The sequence below is a fragment of the Pseudomonas sp. MS646 genome (assembly GCF_036693845.1).
Classification (GTDB): domain Bacteria; phylum Pseudomonadota; class Gammaproteobacteria; order Pseudomonadales; family Pseudomonadaceae; genus Aquipseudomonas; species Aquipseudomonas chlororaphis_E.
This window is the reverse complement of record NZ_CP144763.1, coordinates 1,085,979-1,104,672: the sequence shown is the minus strand read 5'-3', so window position 1 is coordinate 1,104,672 and position 18,694 is coordinate 1,085,979. Positions and strand designations below refer to the sequence as shown.

The 18,694-nt window shown below is 61.6% G+C and carries 19 protein-coding genes; 7 read left to right on the top strand and 12 right to left on the bottom strand.

Annotated elements, in window-relative coordinates:
- Positions 1-186: 186 nt before the first annotated feature.
- Entirely contained in the window at positions 187-1,227 is a 1,041-nt protein-coding gene (locus V3H56_RS04715; RefSeq protein ID WP_047738232.1) for an NADP(H)-dependent aldo-keto reductase, read from the top strand.
- 131 nt (positions 1,228-1,358) lie between these two features.
- Here the strand turns inward: V3H56_RS04715 and V3H56_RS04710 are convergent, their stop codons facing one another.
- Positions 1,359-2,495 (bottom strand): acyl-CoA dehydrogenase family protein, encoded by a 1,137-nt coding sequence (locus tag V3H56_RS04710; RefSeq protein ID WP_042728269.1) that lies wholly within the window; start codon positions 2,493-2,495, stop codon positions 1,359-1,361.
- A gap of 244 nt (positions 2,496-2,739) precedes the next feature.
- On the opposite strand from V3H56_RS04710, the gene V3H56_RS04705 reads away from it, so the two are divergent.
- Positions 2,740-3,636 carry a GlxA family transcriptional regulator gene (locus tag V3H56_RS04705; protein WP_172679749.1) on the top strand — a complete coding sequence of 299 codons (897 nt, stop codon included), beginning with the start codon at positions 2,740-2,742 and terminating at the stop codon, positions 3,634-3,636.
- 190 nt (positions 3,637-3,826) lie between these two features.
- On the opposite strand, the gene zapE is transcribed toward V3H56_RS04705, so the two are convergent.
- The 3 genes from zapE to V3H56_RS04690 all read right to left on the bottom strand — a co-directional run bounded on the left by zapE (position 3,827) and on the right by V3H56_RS04690 (position 7,032).
- The gene (gene zapE / locus V3H56_RS04700; RefSeq protein ID WP_042728267.1) at positions 3,827-4,921 is read right to left on the bottom strand and encodes a cell division protein ZapE; all 1,095 of its coding nucleotides are present in this window, start codon (positions 4,919-4,921) and stop codon (positions 3,827-3,829) included.
- Between the two features lie 101 nt (positions 4,922-5,022).
- Positions 5,023-6,378: a tryptophan--tRNA ligase gene (locus V3H56_RS04695; protein WP_042728266.1), complete on the bottom strand. Its 1,356-nt coding sequence runs from the start codon at positions 6,376-6,378 to the stop codon at positions 5,023-5,025.
- A 24-nt stretch (positions 6,379-6,402) separates the two neighbouring features.
- Entirely contained in the window at positions 6,403-7,032 is a 630-nt protein-coding gene (locus tag V3H56_RS04690) for an alpha/beta fold hydrolase (RefSeq protein WP_042728265.1), read from the bottom strand.
- A gap of 147 nt (positions 7,033-7,179) precedes the next feature.
- Between V3H56_RS04690 and V3H56_RS04685 the strand changes: the two genes are divergently transcribed.
- Positions 7,180-7,617, top strand: coding sequence for a DUF1043 family protein (locus V3H56_RS04685; protein WP_042728264.1), 438 nt, complete (start codon positions 7,180-7,182; stop codon positions 7,615-7,617).
- Between the two features lie 228 nt (positions 7,618-7,845).
- On the opposite strand, the gene V3H56_RS04680 is transcribed toward V3H56_RS04685, so the two are convergent.
- Positions 7,846-8,580: an OmpA family lipoprotein gene (locus V3H56_RS04680; protein ID WP_018604257.1), complete on the bottom strand. Its 735-nt coding sequence runs from the start codon at positions 8,578-8,580 to the stop codon at positions 7,846-7,848.
- A 240-nt stretch (positions 8,581-8,820) separates the two neighbouring features.
- Complete coding sequence (locus V3H56_RS04675; protein WP_042728263.1) at positions 8,821-9,996, bottom strand: aspartate aminotransferase family protein; 1,176 nt, start codon at positions 9,994-9,996, stop codon at positions 8,821-8,823.
- A 98-nt stretch (positions 9,997-10,094) separates the two neighbouring features.
- Between V3H56_RS04675 and V3H56_RS04670 the strand changes: the two genes are divergently transcribed.
- The 4 genes from V3H56_RS04670 to V3H56_RS04655 all read left to right on the top strand — a co-directional run bounded on the left by V3H56_RS04670 (position 10,095) and on the right by V3H56_RS04655 (position 13,793).
- The gene (locus tag V3H56_RS04670) at positions 10,095-11,012 is read left to right on the top strand and encodes a LysR family transcriptional regulator (protein ID WP_042728262.1); all 918 of its coding nucleotides are present in this window, start codon (positions 10,095-10,097) and stop codon (positions 11,010-11,012) included.
- A gap of 114 nt (positions 11,013-11,126) precedes the next feature.
- Positions 11,127-12,140, top strand: a complete 1,014-nt coding sequence (locus V3H56_RS04665; RefSeq protein ID WP_042728271.1) for a sensor domain-containing diguanylate cyclase — start codon at positions 11,127-11,129, stop codon at positions 12,138-12,140.
- Positions 12,141-12,206: 66 nt separating this feature from the next.
- Positions 12,207-12,950 (top strand): DUF72 domain-containing protein, encoded by a 744-nt coding sequence (locus tag V3H56_RS04660; protein ID WP_047738242.1) that lies wholly within the window; start codon positions 12,207-12,209, stop codon positions 12,948-12,950.
- Positions 12,951-13,088: 138 nt separating this feature from the next.
- Positions 13,089-13,793 (top strand): hypothetical protein, encoded by a 705-nt coding sequence (locus tag V3H56_RS04655; RefSeq protein WP_042728260.1) that lies wholly within the window; start codon positions 13,089-13,091, stop codon positions 13,791-13,793.
- Positions 13,794-14,003: 210 nt separating this feature from the next.
- On the opposite strand, the gene V3H56_RS04650 is transcribed toward V3H56_RS04655, so the two are convergent.
- The 6 genes from V3H56_RS04650 to cyoB form a co-directional block, all read right to left on the bottom strand.
- Positions 14,004-14,318, bottom strand: a complete 315-nt coding sequence (locus V3H56_RS04650; RefSeq protein ID WP_042728259.1) for a helix-turn-helix domain-containing protein — start codon at positions 14,316-14,318, stop codon at positions 14,004-14,006.
- Complete coding sequence (locus V3H56_RS04645) at positions 14,315-14,659, bottom strand: hypothetical protein (RefSeq protein WP_042728258.1); 345 nt, start codon at positions 14,657-14,659, stop codon at positions 14,315-14,317. Before V3H56_RS04645 ends, V3H56_RS04650 begins: the two co-directional genes overlap by 4 nt.
- A 138-nt stretch (positions 14,660-14,797) precedes the next feature.
- Positions 14,798-15,685: a heme o synthase gene (gene cyoE, locus V3H56_RS04640; protein WP_025211928.1), complete on the bottom strand. Its 888-nt coding sequence runs from the start codon at positions 15,683-15,685 to the stop codon at positions 14,798-14,800.
- An 11-nt stretch (positions 15,686-15,696) separates the two neighbouring features.
- Positions 15,697-16,032, bottom strand: coding sequence for a cytochrome o ubiquinol oxidase subunit IV (gene cyoD / locus V3H56_RS04635; protein WP_025211927.1), 336 nt, complete (start codon positions 16,030-16,032; stop codon positions 15,697-15,699).
- Entirely contained in the window at positions 16,033-16,659 is a 627-nt protein-coding gene (locus V3H56_RS04630) for a cytochrome o ubiquinol oxidase subunit III (protein ID WP_042728257.1), read from the bottom strand.
- A 3-nt stretch (positions 16,660-16,662) separates the two neighbouring features.
- Positions 16,663-18,693 (bottom strand): cytochrome o ubiquinol oxidase subunit I, encoded by a 2,031-nt coding sequence (cyoB, locus tag V3H56_RS04625; RefSeq protein WP_042728256.1) that lies wholly within the window; start codon positions 18,691-18,693, stop codon positions 16,663-16,665.
- Position 18,694: the final 1 nt, after the last annotated feature.

The window sequence follows — 18,694 nt, the reverse complement described above, 5'->3', positions numbered from 1 at the left end:
TACTTTGACAAGTCAAAGGCAGCCGGATACAGACGCTTTCGGGGGCTCGGGTCGGCGCGTCCGTTCAACGGCAAGATTCTTCGGCGGCGGGGCATCACTTCCACTGCAGAAAGAGGTGCGCAATTATGCAGATTGCGAAAACTTTTTCAACCTGCTTTTATGATTGTTTTGCCCAAGGAGGTCCCGATGGACTATCGCCAGCTAGGCCGTACCGATCTGAACGTGAGCGCCCTGTGCCTCGGCACCATGACCTGGGGTGAGCAGAACAGCGAGGCCGAGGCCTTCGCCCAGATCGAGCGCGCCAAGGGCGCCGGCATCAATTTCATGGACACCGCCGAGATGTACCCGGTCCCGCCGAAGGCCGAGACCTATGCCACCACCGAGCGCTACATCGGCAATTATTTCAAGAGCCGCGGCGACCGCGCCGACTGGATCCTGGCGAGCAAGATCGCCGGCCCGGGCAACACCATCGACTACATCCGCGACAAGCAGCTCAAGCATAACCGCCGGCACATCGTCGAGGCCGTGGACGCCAGCCTCAAGCGCCTGCAAACCGACTGGATCGACCTCTACCAACTGCACTGGCCGGAACGCAGCACCAATTTCTTCGGCCAACTGGGCTACCAGCACAAGGCCGACGAGGACTTCACCCCGCTGGAGGAAACCCTCGAAGCCCTGGACGAACAGGTGCGCGCGGGCAAGATCCGCCACATCGGCCTGTCCAACGAAACGCCCTGGGGCACGATGAAGTTCCTCGCCCTGGCCGAAGCCCGGGGCTGGCCGCGCGCCGTGTCGATCCAGAACCCCTACAACCTGCTCAACCGCAGCTTCGAGGTCGGCCTGGCGGAAATCGCCATCCGCGAACAGTGCGGGCTGCTGGCCTACTCGCCCTTGGCGTTCGGCTTCCTGTCGGGCAAGTACGAAGGAGGCGCACGACCCGCCAAGGGCCGCCTGAGCTTGTACAGCCGCTTCACGCGCTACTTCAACCCGCAATCGGAAGCGGCGTGCAGCCGTTATGTGGCGCTGGCCCGGGAGCACGGCCTGGACCCGGCGCAGATGGCGCTGGCGTTCGTCACCCAGCAGCCGTTCGTAACCAGCAACATCATTGGCGCCACCACGCTGGAACAACTGGACAGCAACATCGCCAGCGCCGACCTGAAGCTCTCGAAGGAAGTCCTGGCAGGGATCGAGGCGATCCACAAGGATCATCCGAACCCGGCGCCTTGATCACCCGGTAAAAGCCTTCGCGAGCAAGCCCGCTCCCACAGGGTTTTGTGTCTGAACACTCTTTCGTGATCGACGCAGGACTCCTGTGGGAGCGGGCTTGCTCGCGAAAGCGATCCCGAACTCACCGAAAATCAAAGCGACCGCGCAATGATCTCCTTCATGATCTCGTTCGTCCCGGCATAGATCCGCTGCACCCGCGCATCGGCCCACGCCCGGGCAATCGGGTACTCCCACATGAAGCCGTAACCGCCGTGCAACTGCACGCATTCGTCGAGCACCTTGCATTGCAGGTCAGTGCCCCAGTACTTGGCCATCGCCGCCGTCGGCACATCGAGCTTGCCCTGCAGGTGCAACTCCAGGCAGCGATCGACGAAGACCCGGCCAATCTGAATCTCGGTGGCCATTTCCGCCAACTTGAAGCGGGTGTTCTGGAAGTCCGCGATGGATTTGCCAAACGCCTTGCGGTCACGGGTGTAGTCAAGGGTCCATTGCAGGGCCGCTTCGGCCGAGGCCAGGCCGCCGATGGCGACGGTCAGGCGCTCCCGGGGCAGTTCCTGCATCAAGTAGGCAAAACCCATCCCGGCTTGCCCGAGCAGGTTTTCCTTTGGGATGCGGACATCCTGGAAGAACAGTTCCGAAGTGTCCTGGGCCTTCATGCCGACTTTTTCCAGGCGCTTGCCCTTCTCGAAGCCCGGCGTCCCCGCCTCCACCAGGAACAGGCTGGTGCCCTTCGCACCGGCCTTCGGATCGGTCTTGGCGACGACAATCACCAGGTCCGCCAGGAAGCCATTGGTGATGAAGGTCTTGGAGCCGTTGATGACGTATTCGTCGCCCTCCAGCACCGCGGTGGTCTTCACGCCCTGCAGGTCGGAGCCGGCGCCAGGCTCGGTCATGGCAATGGCCGTGACCATCTCGCCAGACACCAGCTTCGGCAGGTACTTGTGCTTCAGCGCTTCGCTGCCGTAATGCAGGATGTAGGGCGCGACGATGTCGGAGTGCAATGAGAAGCCGATCCCGGTCAGGCCCAGGCGGCCGATTTCCTCGATCACCACCGTGCTGTAGAGAAAATCGGCCTCAAGCCCGCCGTATGCCTCGGGCAGGTGGGAGCACAGCATGCCCGCCTCCCCTGCCTTGTTCCAGAGCTGGCGGTCCACATGCCCCTGCTTTTCCCACTGGCTGTGGTACGGCACGGCTTCTTTTTCAAGGAAGGTTCGTACGCTGTCACGAAACAATTCGTGCTCGGGGCTGAACAGGGTTCTCGGGATCATGGGGCACCTTTCGTTATTGTTCGACGTGGTTATCCAACAGAGCCTAAGCCGGCGAAGAATGACAGGACACTGGACACATCCGACAAAAAATAAGACGATCCAGCCGTTTGGTGACCACTTTCCCCTATAAAAATAAAGATGAATTATGTCCATGCACGTCTCCACGCCCTTGCGGCGCGTCAGTATCCTGGCCATCGACCGGGTCTTCGCCTTCACCCTCATGCAAGCCAAGGACTTCTTCTACCTGGCCAGCCTGCGCTACGGCAAACAGCTGGGCCTGGGCCTGACACCGGCGTTCGAAATCCGCCTGGTCAGCCCGGACGGCAAACCGGTCAACAGTTTCAGCGACGTGATCATGCCGGTGGACGGCGGCCTGGAAGACACTGACGTCATCATCCTTCCGGCGTTCTGGGATGACTTCCAGGCGCTGTGCCAGCGCTATCCGCAGATCCTGCCCTGGCTGCGCGAGCAGCACGCTCGCGGCGCGGTGCTCTGCGGCGAAGCCACCGGGGTGTTCTGGCTGGCCGAAGCCGGGCTGCTCGATGGCAAGGAGGCGACCACCTACTGGCGCTTCTTCAACGCGTTCAAGGAGCGTTTTCCCCAGGTCCACCTCAACCAGGACAAGCACCTGACCGACGCCGACAACCTGTTCTGCGCCGGCGGCACGACATCGGCGTGCGACCTGTACATCTATCTCATCGAACGCTTCTGCGGCGCCAACGTGGCCCAGGCGGTGGCGCGGGATATTCTGTATGAAGTGCAGCGCAGCTACTCACCCGGGCGGATCGGCTTCGGCGGGCAGAAGCTGCACCAGGACGTGATCATCCTGCAGATCCAGCACTGGCTCGAAGAACACTTCGCCGACAAGTTCCGCTTCGAGGACGTTGCCCGCGAGCATGGCATGAGCATCCGCAACTTCATGCGCCGCTTCCAGACCGCCACCGGAGACAAGCCACTGCATTACCTGCAACGGCTGCGCATCGAAACGGCCAAGGGCCTGCTCTCCGGCAGCCGCAAGAGCATCAAGACCATCAGCTACGAAGTGGGCTACGACGACGCGAGCTTTTTCGCCCGCCTGTTCCGTCAACACACCGACCTGTCACCGAACCAGTATCGGCAGCAGTTCCAGCAAGCGGCGTAGCCCGGAGGCTTGGCAACGATCCACTGTGGGAGCGGGCTTGCTCGCGAAGGCGGCGGTTCAGCAGCACTGATACTGACTGACACGACGCCATCGCGAGCAAGCTCGGTCCCACAGGGTTATGCAGTGAACGGCTAAATCTCCCGCGCACAAAAAAGGCCTGCAATCGCAGGCCCTTTTTTAGGCGAACGCCCTACGGCTTGTGCGCCCGCGACAGGAATTCGTGGGATTGCATTTCCAGCAGGCGACTGAGGGTGCGCTGGAATTCGAAGGTCAGGCGACCGCCGGTGTAGAGGTCCTTGAGTTCGACTTCCGCCGAGATGATCAGCTTCACGTTACGGTCGTAGAACTCGTCGACCATGTTGATGAAGCGACGGGCGATGTCGTCGGTGGTGACGCTCATCTGTTCAACACCACTGAGCAGCACGGCGTGGAAGATCTTGCCCAGTTCGATGTAGTCGTTCTGGCTGCGCGGGCCGTCGCACAGTTCGCGGAAGTCGAACCAGGCGACGTCGTCGCAGGTGCGGATGGCGCGAATCTCACGGTTCTCGATGATCAGCACGTCATTTTCGATGGCCTGGGTGCATTCCGGCGTCAGGGCGCGGAAGCTCTTGCGCAGGCTTTCTTCGGCGGCGGCATCCAGCGGGAAGTGGAACAGCTCGGCTTGCTCAAGGTGACGCAGGCGGTAGTCGACGCCGCTGTCGACGTTGACGATCTCGGTGTGTTCCTTGATCAGCGCAATGGCCGGCAGGAAGCGTGCGCGTTGCAGGCCGTCCTTGTACAGGCCGTCCGGGACGATGTTCGAGGTGGCGACCAGGGTCACGCCGTTCTTGAACAGCTCTTCCATCAGGGTGCCGAGGATCATCGCGTCGGTGATGTCGGACACGAAGAACTCATCGAAGCAGATCACCCGGGTTTCCTGGGCAAAGCGCTTGGCGATGATGGTCAGCGGGTTCTTCTCGCCACCCAGGGTCTTCATTTCCTCGTGCACGCGCTTCATGAAACGGTGAAAGTGCGTGCGAGTCTTTTCCTTGAAGGGCAGCGCTTCAAAGAAGGTGTCCACCAGATAGGTCTTGCCACGGCCCACGCCGCCCCAGAAATACAGGCCCTTGACCGGTGCCTGGTCTTTTTTGCCGAACAGTTTGCCCAACAAGCCTGGCTTGTTGTTCGACGCGGCGATCAGGTCATCGTACAGGCGCTGCAAATGGCGCACCGCCGTTTCCTGGGCTGCGTCGTGGAAGAACTCCGGGCGTTTCAGATCAGCTTGGTATCGTTCTAGGGGCGTCATATTCGTTAGCAAGGCAACAAAAACGGGCCGTCACTGTAGCGATGGCCCAAGGGAATGGCAATCGGCCCGTATTCGGGCCGATGGTCGGGTGGTCCGCTGGATCAGTCTTGAGCGGGCGTCAGGGCGACGCGCAATGCATCGATGGCGGCATCCCGGGCGGTGCTGTCGGAAAACTCCGGGCTGTGCGCCACACAGTCGTCGTCCAGCCACACACTGAAGCCCAGCTCGGTGTTGCGCACATCCAGCGGCTGGCCGGCCTGCAACTGCTTGGTGGCCTGGCCGGCCGCCTTGCCATCGGCAAAATGACGGGACAGCAACAGTTGTTCACCGTCGGCCGCCAACAGACGGAAACGGAAGCTGCCGTCGTCTTCGCGGAAACTGACGAAGCGTGCCGCCTTGGCAGCCTTTTTCTTCGTGCCGGCTGCCACCTGGACCTGGCTGACGAACGAACGCAGGCCAACGGCCTCACGCAGCTCATTGAGGAACGGCGTCGCCACGGCGCGGGCTTTCTTCGCGCCCAGTTGCAGGATGTCCTCGAGGTCCGACGGACGCTCGATGAGTTGGTGATAACGCTCGCGGGCCTCGCCCAGCTCGCTGTCGAGCAACTGGAACAGGCGATTCTTCGCCTCGCCCCAACCCAGGCCCTGCAGCAGTTCACTGCGGAACCCAGCCGCCTGGTCGGGCGTGGCGAAGGCCTGGAACAGGGTGAACAGGTGCGCGTTGTCCGGGTCCTTGGCTTCGCCCGGTGCGCGGGAGTCGGTGACGATCCGCGAGATCGCATCCTTCATGTCCTTGGCGCTGCTGAACAACGGAATGGTGTTGTCATAGCTCTTGGACATCTTGCGCCCGTCGAGCCCCGGCAGCGTGGCGACGCTTTCTTCGATCAGCGCCTCAGGCATGGTGAAGAACTCCTTGCCCTGGCCGAACAGGTGATTGAAGCGCTGGCCGATGTCGCGGGCCATTTCCACGTGCTGGATCTGGTCGCGACCGACCGGCACCTTGTGGGCGTTGAACATCAGGATGTCGGCGGCCATCAACACCGGGTAGCTGTACAGGCCCATGGTGATGCCGGCATCCGGGTCTTCGCCGGTCTCGACGTTCTTGTCCACCGAGGCCTTGTAGGCGTGCGCACGGTTGAGCAGGCCCTTGGCGGCGACGCAGGTCAACAGCCAGGTCAGCTCGGGGATCTCGGGAATGTCGGACTGGCGATAGAACGTCACGCGGTCCACATCCAGGCCACCGGCCAGCCAGGTCGCGGCGATTTCCAGGCGCGAGCGCTGGATGCGCAGCGGGTCATCGCACTTGATCAGGGCGTGGTAGTCGGCCAGGAAGTAGAACGAGTCGGCATTGCTGTCGCGGCTGGCGACGATCGCCGGACGGATGGCGCCGGCGTAGTTGCCCAGGTGCGGGGTGCCGGTGGTGGTGATGCCGGTCAGGATACGGGTACGAGTCGTCATGGGTTATCGCTTGTCAGACTGCTGTCAATTCGAGAGGCGCGGCAGGATCAGATCCTTGAGATCGGTCAGCTTGCCATGAAAAAAGTGTCCGCATTCTGCCACTTTCAGCAGCTCATGGGGGCGTTGGAGCGCGTCGGACCATTCGTAGACGAGTTGGGGGTCGACGACTTCGTCGGTTTCCGGCTGGATCACGGTCAGTTCGCCGCCCACAGGCAAGGGCGATTGCGCGTCCAAACGCATCACCGCCGGGGCCACCATGAACAAGTGCTTGAGCGGTTGCCCGAGGGCTTCCAGGCGCCCGCCAAGGCTGGCCGCCACGAATCCGCCGAACGAGAAACCGAAGAGCGTCAGTGGCAGTTGCGGGTATTTTTCCCGCAGCCACGCCGCCGCGGCCTGGGCGTCGTCCACCTCACCGGTGCCCATGTCATGGCTGCCAGCGCTGGCACCGACGCCACGATAATTGAAACGCAAAGTCACCAGGCCGGCATCCCGGGCAGTGCGCTGCAGGGTCGAAACCACTTTGTTGAGCATGGTCCCGCCCTGCACCGGGTTCGGGTGACAGATCAGCGCCAGGCCACGCGGGGTCTCGCTGTCCAGGTACAGGGCTTCCAGTTGGCCCACCGGGCCGTCGATGAATACAGGGGTTTCGCGCATAAGCAAGGAAAGAACTCCGTGACCTCGAATAGGGTCAACTCGTCTAGCTAAAAGTCTGTGCCTGGCATGATTGCGATGTTCGTCGCGGTATACAGCGCAGGTCCGAGCCGTTAACGTAAAGCAAAGCCGTTTATAGAGGAAGGACTCGTGGAACACTCGCTCTTAGTTTGGTTGTTGCCGACTCTTGCCCTGGTCGCGGGTGTCGCCATTGGATTCCTGCTTGCCCGACTGCTGCCCAACGCGGTGCCCAACAGCACCCAACGTCAGCTGGACGACATTCAGGAACGTTTCGACAGTTATCAGAATGAAGTGGTCACCCACTTCAACAGCACCGCTTCGCTGGTGAAAAAACTCACCCAGAGCTACCAGGACGTACAGGATCATCTGTCCGAAGGCGCCAACCGCCTGGCCCTGGACGAACAGACTCGCCAACGCTTGCTCGCGGCCCTGCACGCCGACGCAGGCCAGGCGCCACGGGAACGCCTGACCCCGCCAAGAGAGGTCCAGGAACCGCCCCGGGACTACGCGCCCAAAGCCCCCAATTCGCCGGGCATGCTCGATGAGCATTACGGCTTGAAGAAGTAACGCCTGCCGCCAATAAAAAGCCCGCCCGATCACTTGATCGGGCGGGCTTTTTTAGCCCAAGAAAATTCCTGTGGGAGCGAGCTTGCTCGCGATGACGGCGGCACATCCCACATCACCGGTTCAGGCAGACCGCTATCGCGAGCAAGCTCGCTCCCACAGGGGGTGGCGCCAGCCACAAAAAACGGGGGCCATGTCTGCATGGCCCCCGTTTCATTTACCGCACAGCCGTTATGGGTACTGCTGGTAAGTCTGCCCCTGCTGCTGTGGCGCCTGGTACTGCTGGCCGGGGATGGCCTTGAGGTTGACTTCGACGCGGCGGTTCTGGGCGCGACCATTGACGTCGGCGTTGCTGGCCACGGGGTTGTCCGGGCCGGCGCCACGGGCGCTCAGGTTGGCGCCGCTCACGCCCTGGGACGTCAGGTAGGTCGCCACGCTTTGTGCACGACGCTGGGACAGGTCCATGTTGTGCTGGCGACTGCCGGTGCTGTCGGTGTAACCGACGATCTCGATCTGGTTCTGGTTGAACTCCTTGAGGGAATTCGCCAGGTTGTTCAGCGGCTGGTAGAAGCTGGACGCGATGTTCGCCGAGTCGGTGGCGAAGGTGATGTTGCCTGGCATGATCAACTTGATCTGGTCACCCTGGCGCTGCACTTCAACGCCGGTATTGGCCATGCTCGCGCGTAGTTTCTTTTCCTGCTGGTCGGCGTAGTAGCCATAGCCAGCCGCGGACGCCCCGACCACCGCAGCACCGATCAACGCGCCTTTGCCACGGTTATCGTGGCCGATGGCCGCGCCGGCCAATGCCCCGGCCAGGGCGCCGAGGCCGCCGTACTTGGCGGTCTTGCTCATGCCGGAAGATTCCGTGGAGGCCTGGCCCTGGTTGTCATAAGGGTTAGGCGATGCGCAACCGGACAACAAGGCCACAGCGGTTGCGACGACGATCAAGCGACGCGAGGTGAACATGGAATGCTCCTGGTTTGAGTCTGGAGTGCCAGGGCGTAGGCAACCGACTCTGGCTGGCGTTTGAACGCGCCAATCGGCAAAAATTCCGTCCCGCTGCGTTTCGCCTGGCTGCGCTGCCTTGTGCAAGGGCCGCGGCTCAGGGCTTGGTCACCCGGTGCCGATGGCCGTCGTGCGGCCCGATGTGCAAAGCCGATGGGTGGGGGCCCTGATCAGCGCCCCCCCCCTGGTCTATTGGCGAGCTCAGCCCTCGACGAGGCTGCGGGCCACGCCCCTGACGATCATCTCCACTTCCCGCCCGTCCAGGGTCAGTGGCGGCAGCACGCGGATGATCTTGCCGCGGGTGACGTTGATCAGCAGACCGTGATCCCGGGCCGCGCGCAGGGCCAGGTCGCGCACCGGTTGCTTGAGTTCGATGCCGATCATCAGGCCCTGGCCACGGATCGCCAGCACATTCGGGTTGTCCGCCAACTCGGCCCGCAGCCGGCTGAGCAATTGCTCACCCTGACGCCGGGCGTTATCCACCAGCCCTTGCTCCTCGATAATCGCCAGTACCGTGCAACCGGCCCGACAAGCCAAGGGGTTACCGCCAAAGGTGCTGCCGTGGCTGCCGGGCGTGAACAGCTCGGCGGCCTTGCCCCGGGCCAGGCATGCGCCGATGGGCACACCGTTGCCCAGACCCTTGGCGAGGGTCATGACGTCCGGCACGATGCCCTCGTGCTGGAACGCGAACCACTGGCCCGTGCGACCGATGCCCGTCTGGATCTCGTCGAGCATCAGCAGCCAGGCCCGGCGGCTGCACAGTTGACGCAAGGCCTTGAGGTAACCGGGCGGCGCGAGTTGCACTCCGCTTTCGCCCTGGATCGGCTCGACCAGTACCGCGACGATGCGATCGGCATGAGCCCGCTGGACGTCCTCCAGCGCGGCGAGGTCGCCAAACGGCACCTTGATGAAATCCCCCGGCAGGCGGTTGAAACCCAGGCGCACCGACGGGCCATCGCTGGCAGACATCGTGCCCAGGGTACGACCGTGGAACGCGTTGTCCATGACCACCACCAGCGGCTGCTCCACGCCCCTGTGCCAACCATAGAGCCGCGCCAGTTTCAGCGCGGTCTCGTTGGCCTCGGCCCCCGAATTGTTGAAGAACACCCGCGTAAGCCCGGACAGTTCGGTGAGCTTGTGCGCCAGGCGTTGCTGCCAGTCGATGCTGTACAGGTTGGACGTGTGCAGCAACAGGCCGGCCTGTTCACTGATCGCCGCCACCAACCTGGGGTGGGAATGACCAACGTTGGTCACCGCCACGCCCGCCACCGCATCAAGGTATTCGCGACCGTCCTGGTCCCACAGGCGCGTGCCCAAGCCGCGAGTGAAGCTCAGCGCCAGGGGTTGGTAAGTGGACATCAGGCAGGCTGCGGTCATGACATCAAGCTCCATCGGGTGGTTTTTTCCAGTATGGTTAGCCACCCTTGCTGGATAAACGCCGCTTTACTTCAATCATTTAAAAGCCGAGCTTGATAATGGACCTGTTCCAGGCAATGACCGTCTACGTGAAAGTGGTGGAAACCGGCAGCCTGACCGCTGCGGCCCAGGCGTGCGAAATGTCCACCACCATGGTGGGCAATCATCTTCGCGCGCTGGAACAGCGCCTGGGTGTGCGCCTGATCAACCGGACGACCCGACGCCAGCGCCTGACCGAATTCGGCTCGACCTACTATCAGCGCTGCCTGGAAGTGCTGGGGCTGGTGGCCGACTCCGAACGCCTGGCCGAACAGACGCAAGGCGAACCCACCGGCACCCTGCGCATCACCGCACCGCTGACCTTCGGCACCGAACGCCTGGCCCCGGCACTGGCGGATTTCAACCAGCGCTTTCCCCAGGTCAAGCTCGACGTGGTGCTGACCAACCAGCGCCTGGACCTGCTCGACCACGGGTTCGATGTCGCCATCCGCCTGGGTCATCCCGATCCGAAGATGATCGCCCGGCCGTTGATGGACTACACCCTCACCGTCTGTGCATCCAAGGCTTACCTGGCTCGACGAGGCACACCAAGGCAACCCGCCGACCTGCAACAGCATGACTGCCTGTCGTTCGCCTACTCGGCGGGAGACGAGTGGCGCTTCGCCCAGGACCACTGGCCGATCAACGGGCCAGAGGGCGCAATCAAGGTGCCGGTGAACGGCCCCATGCTGATCAACAGCTCTTCCGGCCTGCACCGTGCCGCGCTGGCCGGCATGGGCGTGGTGATGCTGCCCGACGCGTTGGTGGCCCAGGACCTGAAGGAAGGACATCTGGTGGCGCTGCTGCAGGATTACCAATTGCCCCATCGGCCCATGAGCCTGATGTACGCGCAGGATCGCTACCGTTTGCCGAAGCTGCGCAGTTTTGTCGAGTTCGCCCTGCAGCGTTGGGGTAAACCTCGAACAGCGACCGAATGAGCGCATGACGGAGCTCGCCCGGACGCCTTGCGGCGCTAGTGGCGCACCGCCCCATCGGCTACTCTGCAACCGCGAACGAGCATTTTGATATCAAGGTTGATTGAGGGACGCATGATGGGAAATGCCTCGAACATGGATGCGTTGCGGTTCGACTTGTCGGACCTGGACGAAGGCGTGCTGCACACCATCCTGGAGCTGGTCAGCGACGGCATCTGGGACTGGAACGCCAATACCGGTTTCGTCTACCGCAACCCCGGCTGGTACACGATGCTGGGTTACCCGCCGCATTCCCTCAACAACACCGTGCTGACCTGGGAAAACGTGATCCATCCCGAGGACTACCCGCGGGTGATGGCGTTGTTCGACGATTACCTGGAGCAGCGCTCCACCGGCTACCAGGCCGAGTACCGCTGCCGCATGCGCGACGGCGGCTGGCTCTGGATCGAAGACCGCGGCTACATCATTGCCCGTAACGCCGACGGCACGGTGGCGCGCATGCTCGGCGCCCACCGCAGCATCGACGACAAGAAGCGCCTGTTCGAACAACTGGAGCGGCGCAATTCGTCATTGGAAGCGGCCATCGAAGAACGCACCCGCGAGCTGTCCCGGGTCAACCAGCAGTTGCAGGTCCAGCTCGATGAAAACCGCAGGCTGGCCGAAACCGACGCGTTGACGCGGGTTGCCAATCGCTATCGCCTGGAGCAGGCCCTGCCGCTGGCGTGCGAGCGCGCCCAGCGCTTTCGCGAGCCGTTGTGCCTGATCGCCATGGATGTCGATGACTTCAAGGACATCAACGATCGCTACGGCCACGCGTTCGGCGACGCGGCCCTGGTGCAAGTGGTGCAGAGTGTCCAGCGCAGCGAGCGTGACGGCGACTTGCTGGCGCGCTGGGGCGGCGATGAATTCATTCTGATCTTGCCCAACACCACCCTGGCTGACGCCCGGCTGGTGGCCGAAACCATTCGCCGTGGCCTGTCCGACCTGCTGCCGGTGGGCGACTTCCAGATCACCATGAGCTTCGGCGTGGTGCAGCGCCTCGACGATGAACAGCAGGCGGCGCTGCTGGACCGGGCGGACCAGGCGCTGTATCGCTCCAAGATGGCGGGCAAAAACGTGATCTGCGAGTAAAAAGAATGCAGCTTCGAGGCTCGTGAAACGGTCACAAGGGAATCCCCTGTCACCCGGTTTTCGACCTTGCCGACTCAATCCACTTCACCGTCTCGCGTTTACCTGGGCTGCGCCGGCTGGTCGCTGCCCCGGGAGCAGTGGCCTGCGTTTCCCGTCGAAGGGACTCATCTGCAGCGCTACAGTGCTCGATTCAGCGCCGTCGAGATCAACAGCTCGTTCTACCGTGCGCATCGCCCCGCCACCTACGCCAAGTGGGCTGACAGCGTTGCCCCCGGTTTCCGGTTCTCGGTCAAGGTACCCAGGCAGATCACCCATGAACGGCGCCTGATCGATTGCGAAGGATGGGTGGACGAGTTCCTGGGGCAGTGTTCGCAGTTGGGCGAAAAACTCGGGTGCCTGTTGGTTCAATTGCCGCCATCGCTGGCTTTCGATGACGCCGTCGCCCGGGCGTTCTTCACGGCCCTGCGTGACCGATACCAAGGCCCGACCGTGCTGGAGCCGCGACACCCGAGCTGGCTTGCGCCGCAGGCCATGGCGCTGTTGCAGGCCGAGCGCATCGGCCGTGTCGCAGCCGACCCATCGCCCTTGCCCGACGGCGACCAGCCCGCCGGCTGGCCGGGCATTCGTTACTACCGCCTGCACGGTTCGCCACGGATCTACTACTCGCCCTACGAAGACGCCTGGCTGGCGCACCTGGCCGAACAATTGAAGGCCGATCCGCACACGCCGACCTGGTGCATCTTCGACAACACCGCCAGCGGCGCCGCGACAGCCGACGCCTTGCGGCTGATGAAGCTGTTGCGCGACTGAACACCGAGCCCGCCAACAAATGCGCACCGGCCAACGGTCCGACCGTGACAACGTTGCCCGCGTCCAATAGATTAGTCGGCCGGAAAAAGCTCAACGCCTTTCTCGCCTCATCCCGCTAACAGAAGTAGTGAAATTTCAATGTCCGATTCCAACACCGCTGAATCCGTAGTCACCCTCTCGTCCAAAGCGGAATACGAAAACTCCATCAATCTTTCACAGCATCTGCCCCAGGCCAAGAGCATCAGCGAGATGGTCCTGGATGCCTTCCAGTCGAACCGCGAAAGCGATCAGATCCGCGAACTGCGCACCGCCATCCGCCAGGCCCACGATGCGTTCGACGATGACAAGGCCTACGAACTGATGGGCCAGCTCAAGCAACTCAAGGACGCCGAAGCCGCCGACTTCGCGGCACTGGAAGACTTGAGCAGCCGCTTCCCCATCAGCCGCATCCTGTCGAGCTACAAGGATGACCCGGCGTTTCAGGAACTGGTCTATGGCCTGGCCTTGAAGGTCCTGAACCAGACCCACCAGGCCATCAGCAACCCGAGCGGCGGCAAAGGCAAGGCCTCGCGCGCCAAGAAGGACGCCGAAGTCTTTGTCATCAGCAAGGACGGCATCAGCGTCACCCTGCCCTTGCGCACCCCGCGCTCCAAGCCGAACGTCGACCGCGAAGCCTTCGAGTTCCTGGGCTTCAACTTTGTCGGCGAAGGCGATGACGCCGAGTTGGAAAGCGAAACCTTCCTGGACAATGACGGCACCGAACAACCGGTCACCCGCAAAAGCATCGTCACCGCCCTGCAACAGCAAAAGGCATTCGACGGCTACAGCATCGCCCAGCAATAACCTGTCACCCGAAGCCATTTTTTGTGGGAGCGGGCTTGCTCGCGAAGACGTCGTGTCAGCCAACATCACCGTCAACTGCGCCACCGCATTCGCGAGCAAGCCCGCTCCCACAAGGGTTCAACGGCGTTCACTGCCCCAGACACCGTCGCAAAAAAGCCCCGCGCTTCTCTCGAAGGCGGGGCTTTTTCATGGCAGCGATGCAGGCGTTCCTCAAACAGCTGCGAGTCGCTCGACCATGTCTGGAAACTTCTCGACCAACCTGATCAACAGAGCCGCCTGGGCATTGGGCCTGGACTTTTCCTGCTCCCAGTTCCTGAGCGTGCCAGGACTGGTCCTGATGCTCTTGGCGAAAACGGCTTGGGACATGTGGAGCTTGTCACGCAACGCCACAATTTCCTGGGCCGATACCTCGGGCGCTGGTTTATCTTCGATCGATACCTGGCGAAGGGTCAGCTTGCCCTCCCGGTGAGCGGCCATTTCCTCGATGCCCTGCATCATCTCGGCAAACAGATCACGTTTTTTCATAAGGTACCTCGCACTTTCAACTCAGCCTCAATGGCGCGCTTGAGCGACTTCTCTTGCTCGCGGGTCAGGTTTTCCAACTCGTCCTTGTCATAAATCGCGAACATCCAGAACTGAAGATCATTCATGAGCCAATAGTAAATGACTCGCAAACCACCTCGCTTCCCCTTGCCACGACGCTCATCGAACCAGCGCAGCTTACGAAAGCCGCCGGTACGTGGCATGACGTCACCGGCCGTTGGGTGCTGCAGCAGATAGGACTGGAGCAAACGATATTCATCGTCAGTCAGGTAATGTCCCACCGTGGCGGTGAACGCAGTCGTTTCAAAAAATAAGGTATGCATGGCAGAAACTATAAGCAAATTGCCCACAGTTCAACACGCCATAATCTATTGCGACGAATGACAGTCAATCCAGGCCTGTCTACACAAAAAACCCCGCGCTTCTCTCGAAGGCGGGGCTTTTTGTACAGCGTCTGAAGCTTAGGGTGCGTACGTCAGCAGCAGCTCACTGGGCACCTTGAAGTCCAGGGACATCATGACGCTCAGGGCGGTGATGGTGAAGATCGAGAACACGAACAGCTTGCGTGCCCAGACCGTGTCATCCACGGCCTTGTAGCCGGTCCAGGCCATGTACAGCCAGTACATGCCCATGGCGGCGGCGACGGCGAGGTAGCTCATGCCGGCGTAGCCGCTGAAGGTCAGCATCAAGGTCGCCACGAGGAAGGCCAGGATATAGAGCAGGATGTGCTTCTTGGCCACCCGGATACCGCGCTTGACCGGCAACACCGGAATCGAAGCCGCCAGGTAGTCGTTGAAGCGGAAGATCGCGATGGCATAGGAATGCGGCATCTGCCACAGGCTGAACATCACCAGCAGCGTCAGCGCGGCCATGTCGAAGCTGTTGCTCACCGCGACGTAGCCGATCACCGGCGGCATCGCCCCCGACAGGCTGCCCACCAGCGTGCCGTGGACCGACTTGCGCTTGAGGTACAGGCTATAGAGGCCGACGTAGATCACAAAGCCGATCACCGCGAACAACGCCGCCAACGGGTTGGCCACCCGATACAGCAGCGCCACCCCGGCCACGCCCAGCACCGTGGCGAACGCCAGGGCCAGTTGCACCGGGATCAGGCCCTGGACCAGGGCTCGGTTCTTGGTGCGCTCCATCTTGATGTCGATGTCGCGGTCGATGCAGTTGTTGAACACGCAACCCGACGCGACCACCAAGGAAGTGCCGATCATCGCCGCCAGGAAGATGGCCAGATCGACATGCCCTTTCGAGGCCAGGAAAAACCCGCCTGCCACAGAAAGCACGTTACCGAAAATGATCCCCGGCTTGGTGATTTGGATAAAGTGCTTTAAGGACATCCGGACTTTCCTCAGTGCGCCATCATGTTGGTGTGGATGCTGAACATGATCCACAACGACAGACCGACCAGCAGGACAATCACGATCGCGGCAAAGACAAACGCGACCACGTTGTTGCGTTGGGCGGCGGAGCGGTCCAGGTGCAGGAAATACACCAGGTGCACCAGTACCTGGACCACGGCGAAGATCAGGATGATCCACAGGGTCAGGCTCTTGGGCAGCGTCGGGTACATCACCAGGCCGAACGGAATGACGGTCAGGATCACCGACAGGATGAAACCGATGGCGTAGGACTTGACGCTGCCGTGGCCGGCGTCGTGGCCATCGTGGGAATGTGCGTTAGCCATTTACAGGGTCCCCATCAGATAAACAACGGTGAATACGCAGATCCACACCACGTCCAGGAAGTGCCAGAACAGGCTCAGGCAGCTCAGGCGCGTCTTGTTGGTAGCGGTCAGGCCGTTTTTCTGGACCTGGTACATCATGATCGCCATCCAGATCAGGCCGCTGGTCACGTGCAGGCCGTGGGTGCCGACCAGGGTGAAGAAGCCCGACAGGAAGCCGCTGCGGTTCGGACCGTAGCCTTCGGAGATCAGCATGTGGAACTCGTTGATCTCCATGCCGATGAAGCCGGCACCGAACAGGAAGGTCATGGCCAGCCAGCCCAGGACCTGGTTCTTCTTGCCCTTGAACAACGCCAGCATGGCGAAGCCGTAGGTGATCGAGCTGAACAGCAGCAAGGCGGTTTCGCCCAGTACGTACGGCAGCTCGAAGATGTCGTGGCCCGACGGGCCACCGGCGACGTTGTTTACCAGCACCGCGTACGCCGCGAAGATCGACGCAAACAGAATGCAGTCGGTCATCAGGTAGAGCCAGAAACCGAATACGGTCATCTCGCCCGAGTCGTGGTGATGGTCATCGTGCCCATGGTCATGACCATGGGCGTGTCCAACATTGGTCACTAAGTTCGACATGGTTTAAGCCTGTTCCAACGAGGTTTCAACACGGGTGGCGGAGGCTGGGATCTTCCCGGCCGCGACCAGACGTTTGTGCTGCTCGGCTTCGGTGCGCTCGATGACATCCACCGGCACCATGTAGCCCTGATCGTCACGGGCAGCATGAATCACGAAATACGCCACGGTGCCGACCAGGCTTGCGATGGCCAGCCACCAGATGTGCCAGATCATCGCGAAACCGAACACCGTCAACAGGCCGCCCATGACCACACCGGTGGCGGTGTTGTTTGGCATGTGGATCGGCTCGTACTTGGCCGGAACCTGGTACGCGGTACCGTTTTCCTTGGCTTCGGTGAACGGGTCGATGACGTCTGCCTTTGGCAGCACGGCGAAGTTGTAGAACGGCGGTGGCGACGAGGTCGACCATTCCAGGGTATGGGCATTCCACGGGTCGCCGTGTTCGCACATGTTCTCTGGCTTGTTGCGGTCGCGCACGCTGACATACAGCTGGATCAGCTGGCAGGCGATACCCACAGCGATCATCACCGCACCGAACATGGCGACGTACAGGTACGGCACCCACTCAGGGTTGGTGGTGGTGTTCAGGCGACGGGTCATGCCCATGAAGCCCAGTACATAGAGCGGCATGAACGCGACGAAGAAGCCGGTGATCCAGAACCAGAACGCTGCCTTGCCCCAGCCTTCGTGCAGCTTGAAGCCGAACGCTTTCGGGAAGTAGAAGGCGAAGCCGGCGATATAGCCGAACACCGCACCGCCGATGATCACGTTGTGGAAGTGCGCGATCACGAACAAGCTGTTGTGCAGCACGAAGTCAGCACCCGGGATGGCCAGCAATACACCGGTCATGCCGCCAATGGCGAAGGTCACCATGAAGCCCAGGGTCCACATCACGTGGCTGGTGAAGCGCAGACGGCCCTGATAGATCGTGAACAGCCAGTTGAACAGCTTCACCCCGGTCGGGATCGAAATCAGCATCGTCGCCAGGCCGAAGAAGGCGTTGACGCTCGCACCCGAACCCATGGTGAAGAAGTGGTGCAGCCAGACCATGAAGCCCAGCACCGAGATCGCGCCGCTGGCGTAGATCATCGAGTGGTGGCCGAACAGTTTCTTGCCGGAGAACGTCGAGATGACTTCGGAGAAAATCCCGAAGGCCGGCAGGATCAGGATGTACACCTCGGGGTGACCCCAGGCCCAGAACAGGTTCACGTACATCATCGGATTCCCACCCAGTTCATTGGTGAAAATGTGGAAATCCATGTAGCGGTCAAGCGTCAGCAGAGCCAGGGTAGCGGTCAGGATCGGGAACGAAGCGACGATCAGCACGTTGGCCCAGGTGCAGGTCCAGGTGAAGATCGGCATGTCCATCAACTTCATGCCAGGGGTACGCATTTTCAGCACGGTGGCGAGGAAGTTGACCCCCGTCAGCGTCGTACCCAACCCGGATAGCTGTAGCGCCCAGATGTAGTAATCCATCCCCACGCCCGGACTGTATTGCAAGCCCGACAGCGGCGGATAGGCCACCCAACCGGTCTTGGCGAATTCGCCAACGCCCAGGGACAGGTTGATCAGCACCACGCCGGAAACCAGCAGCCAGAAGCTCAGGGAGTTCAGGAACGGGAAGGCAACGTCACGCGCGCCGATCTGCAGCGGCACTGCAAGGTTCATCAGGCCGGTGAAGAAAGGCATCGCCATGAAGATGATCATGATCACACCGTGGGCGGTGAAGATCTGGTCATAGTGTTCAGGCGGCAGGTAGCCAGGCGAACCCTCGGTGGCCATGGCCAACTGGGTACGCATCATGATGGCGTCGGCAAAACCACGCAGCAGCATGACCATGGCGACGATGATGTACATCACGCCGATTTTCTTGTGGTCGACCGAGGTCAGCCACTCGGTCCACAGGTAGGTCCACTTCTTGAAGTAAGTGATACCCGCAAACAGCGCCAGGCCACCGAGCGCGATGATGGCGAGGGTCACCATGACAATCGGCTCGTGGAACGGGATCGCTTCCCAACTTAATTTACCAAACATC

What these genes read in the sequence shown, in the direction of transcription:
- V3H56_RS04715 (WP_047738232.1), top strand. Translation starts at nt 187, where the DNA reads ATGGACTATCGCCAGCTAGGCCGTACCGATCTGAACGTGAGCGCCCTG.
- V3H56_RS04710 (WP_042728269.1), bottom strand. Translation starts at nt 2,495, where the DNA reads ATGATCCCGAGAACCCTGTTCAGCCCCGAGCACGAATTGTTTCGTGAC.
- zapE (WP_042728267.1), bottom strand. Translation starts at nt 4,921, where the DNA reads ATGACGCCCCTAGAACGATACCAAGCTGATCTGAAACGCCCGGAGTTC.
- V3H56_RS04695 (WP_042728266.1), bottom strand. Translation starts at nt 6,378, where the DNA reads ATGACGACTCGTACCCGTATCCTGACCGGCATCACCACCACCGGCACC.
- V3H56_RS04690 (WP_042728265.1), bottom strand. Translation starts at nt 7,032, where the DNA reads ATGCGCGAAACCCCTGTATTCATCGACGGCCCGGTGGGCCAACTGGAA.
- V3H56_RS04680 (WP_018604257.1), bottom strand. Translation starts at nt 8,580, where the DNA reads ATGTTCACCTCGCGTCGCTTGATCGTCGTCGCAACCGCTGTGGCCTTG.
- V3H56_RS04675 (WP_042728263.1), bottom strand. Translation starts at nt 9,996, where the DNA reads ATGACCGCAGCCTGCCTGATGTCCACTTACCAACCCCTGGCGCTGAGC.
- V3H56_RS04670 (WP_042728262.1), top strand. Translation starts at nt 10,095, where the DNA reads ATGGACCTGTTCCAGGCAATGACCGTCTACGTGAAAGTGGTGGAAACC.
- V3H56_RS04665 (WP_042728271.1), top strand. Translation starts at nt 11,127, where the DNA reads ATGGGAAATGCCTCGAACATGGATGCGTTGCGGTTCGACTTGTCGGAC.
- V3H56_RS04655 (WP_042728260.1), top strand. Translation starts at nt 13,089, where the DNA reads ATGTCCGATTCCAACACCGCTGAATCCGTAGTCACCCTCTCGTCCAAA.
- V3H56_RS04650 (WP_042728259.1), bottom strand. Translation starts at nt 14,318, where the DNA reads ATGAAAAAACGTGATCTGTTTGCCGAGATGATGCAGGGCATCGAGGAA.
- V3H56_RS04645 (WP_042728258.1), bottom strand. Translation starts at nt 14,659, where the DNA reads ATGCATACCTTATTTTTTGAAACGACTGCGTTCACCGCCACGGTGGGA.
- cyoE (WP_025211928.1), bottom strand. Translation starts at nt 15,685, where the DNA reads ATGTCCTTAAAGCACTTTATCCAAATCACCAAGCCGGGGATCATTTTC.
- cyoD (WP_025211927.1), bottom strand. Translation starts at nt 16,032, where the DNA reads ATGGCTAACGCACATTCCCACGATGGCCACGACGCCGGCCACGGCAGC.
- V3H56_RS04630 (WP_042728257.1), bottom strand. Translation starts at nt 16,659, where the DNA reads ATGTCGAACTTAGTGACCAATGTTGGACACGCCCATGGTCATGACCAT.
- cyoB (WP_042728256.1), bottom strand. Translation starts at nt 18,693, where the DNA reads ATGTTTGGTAAATTAAGTTGGGAAGCGATCCCGTTCCACGAGCCGATT.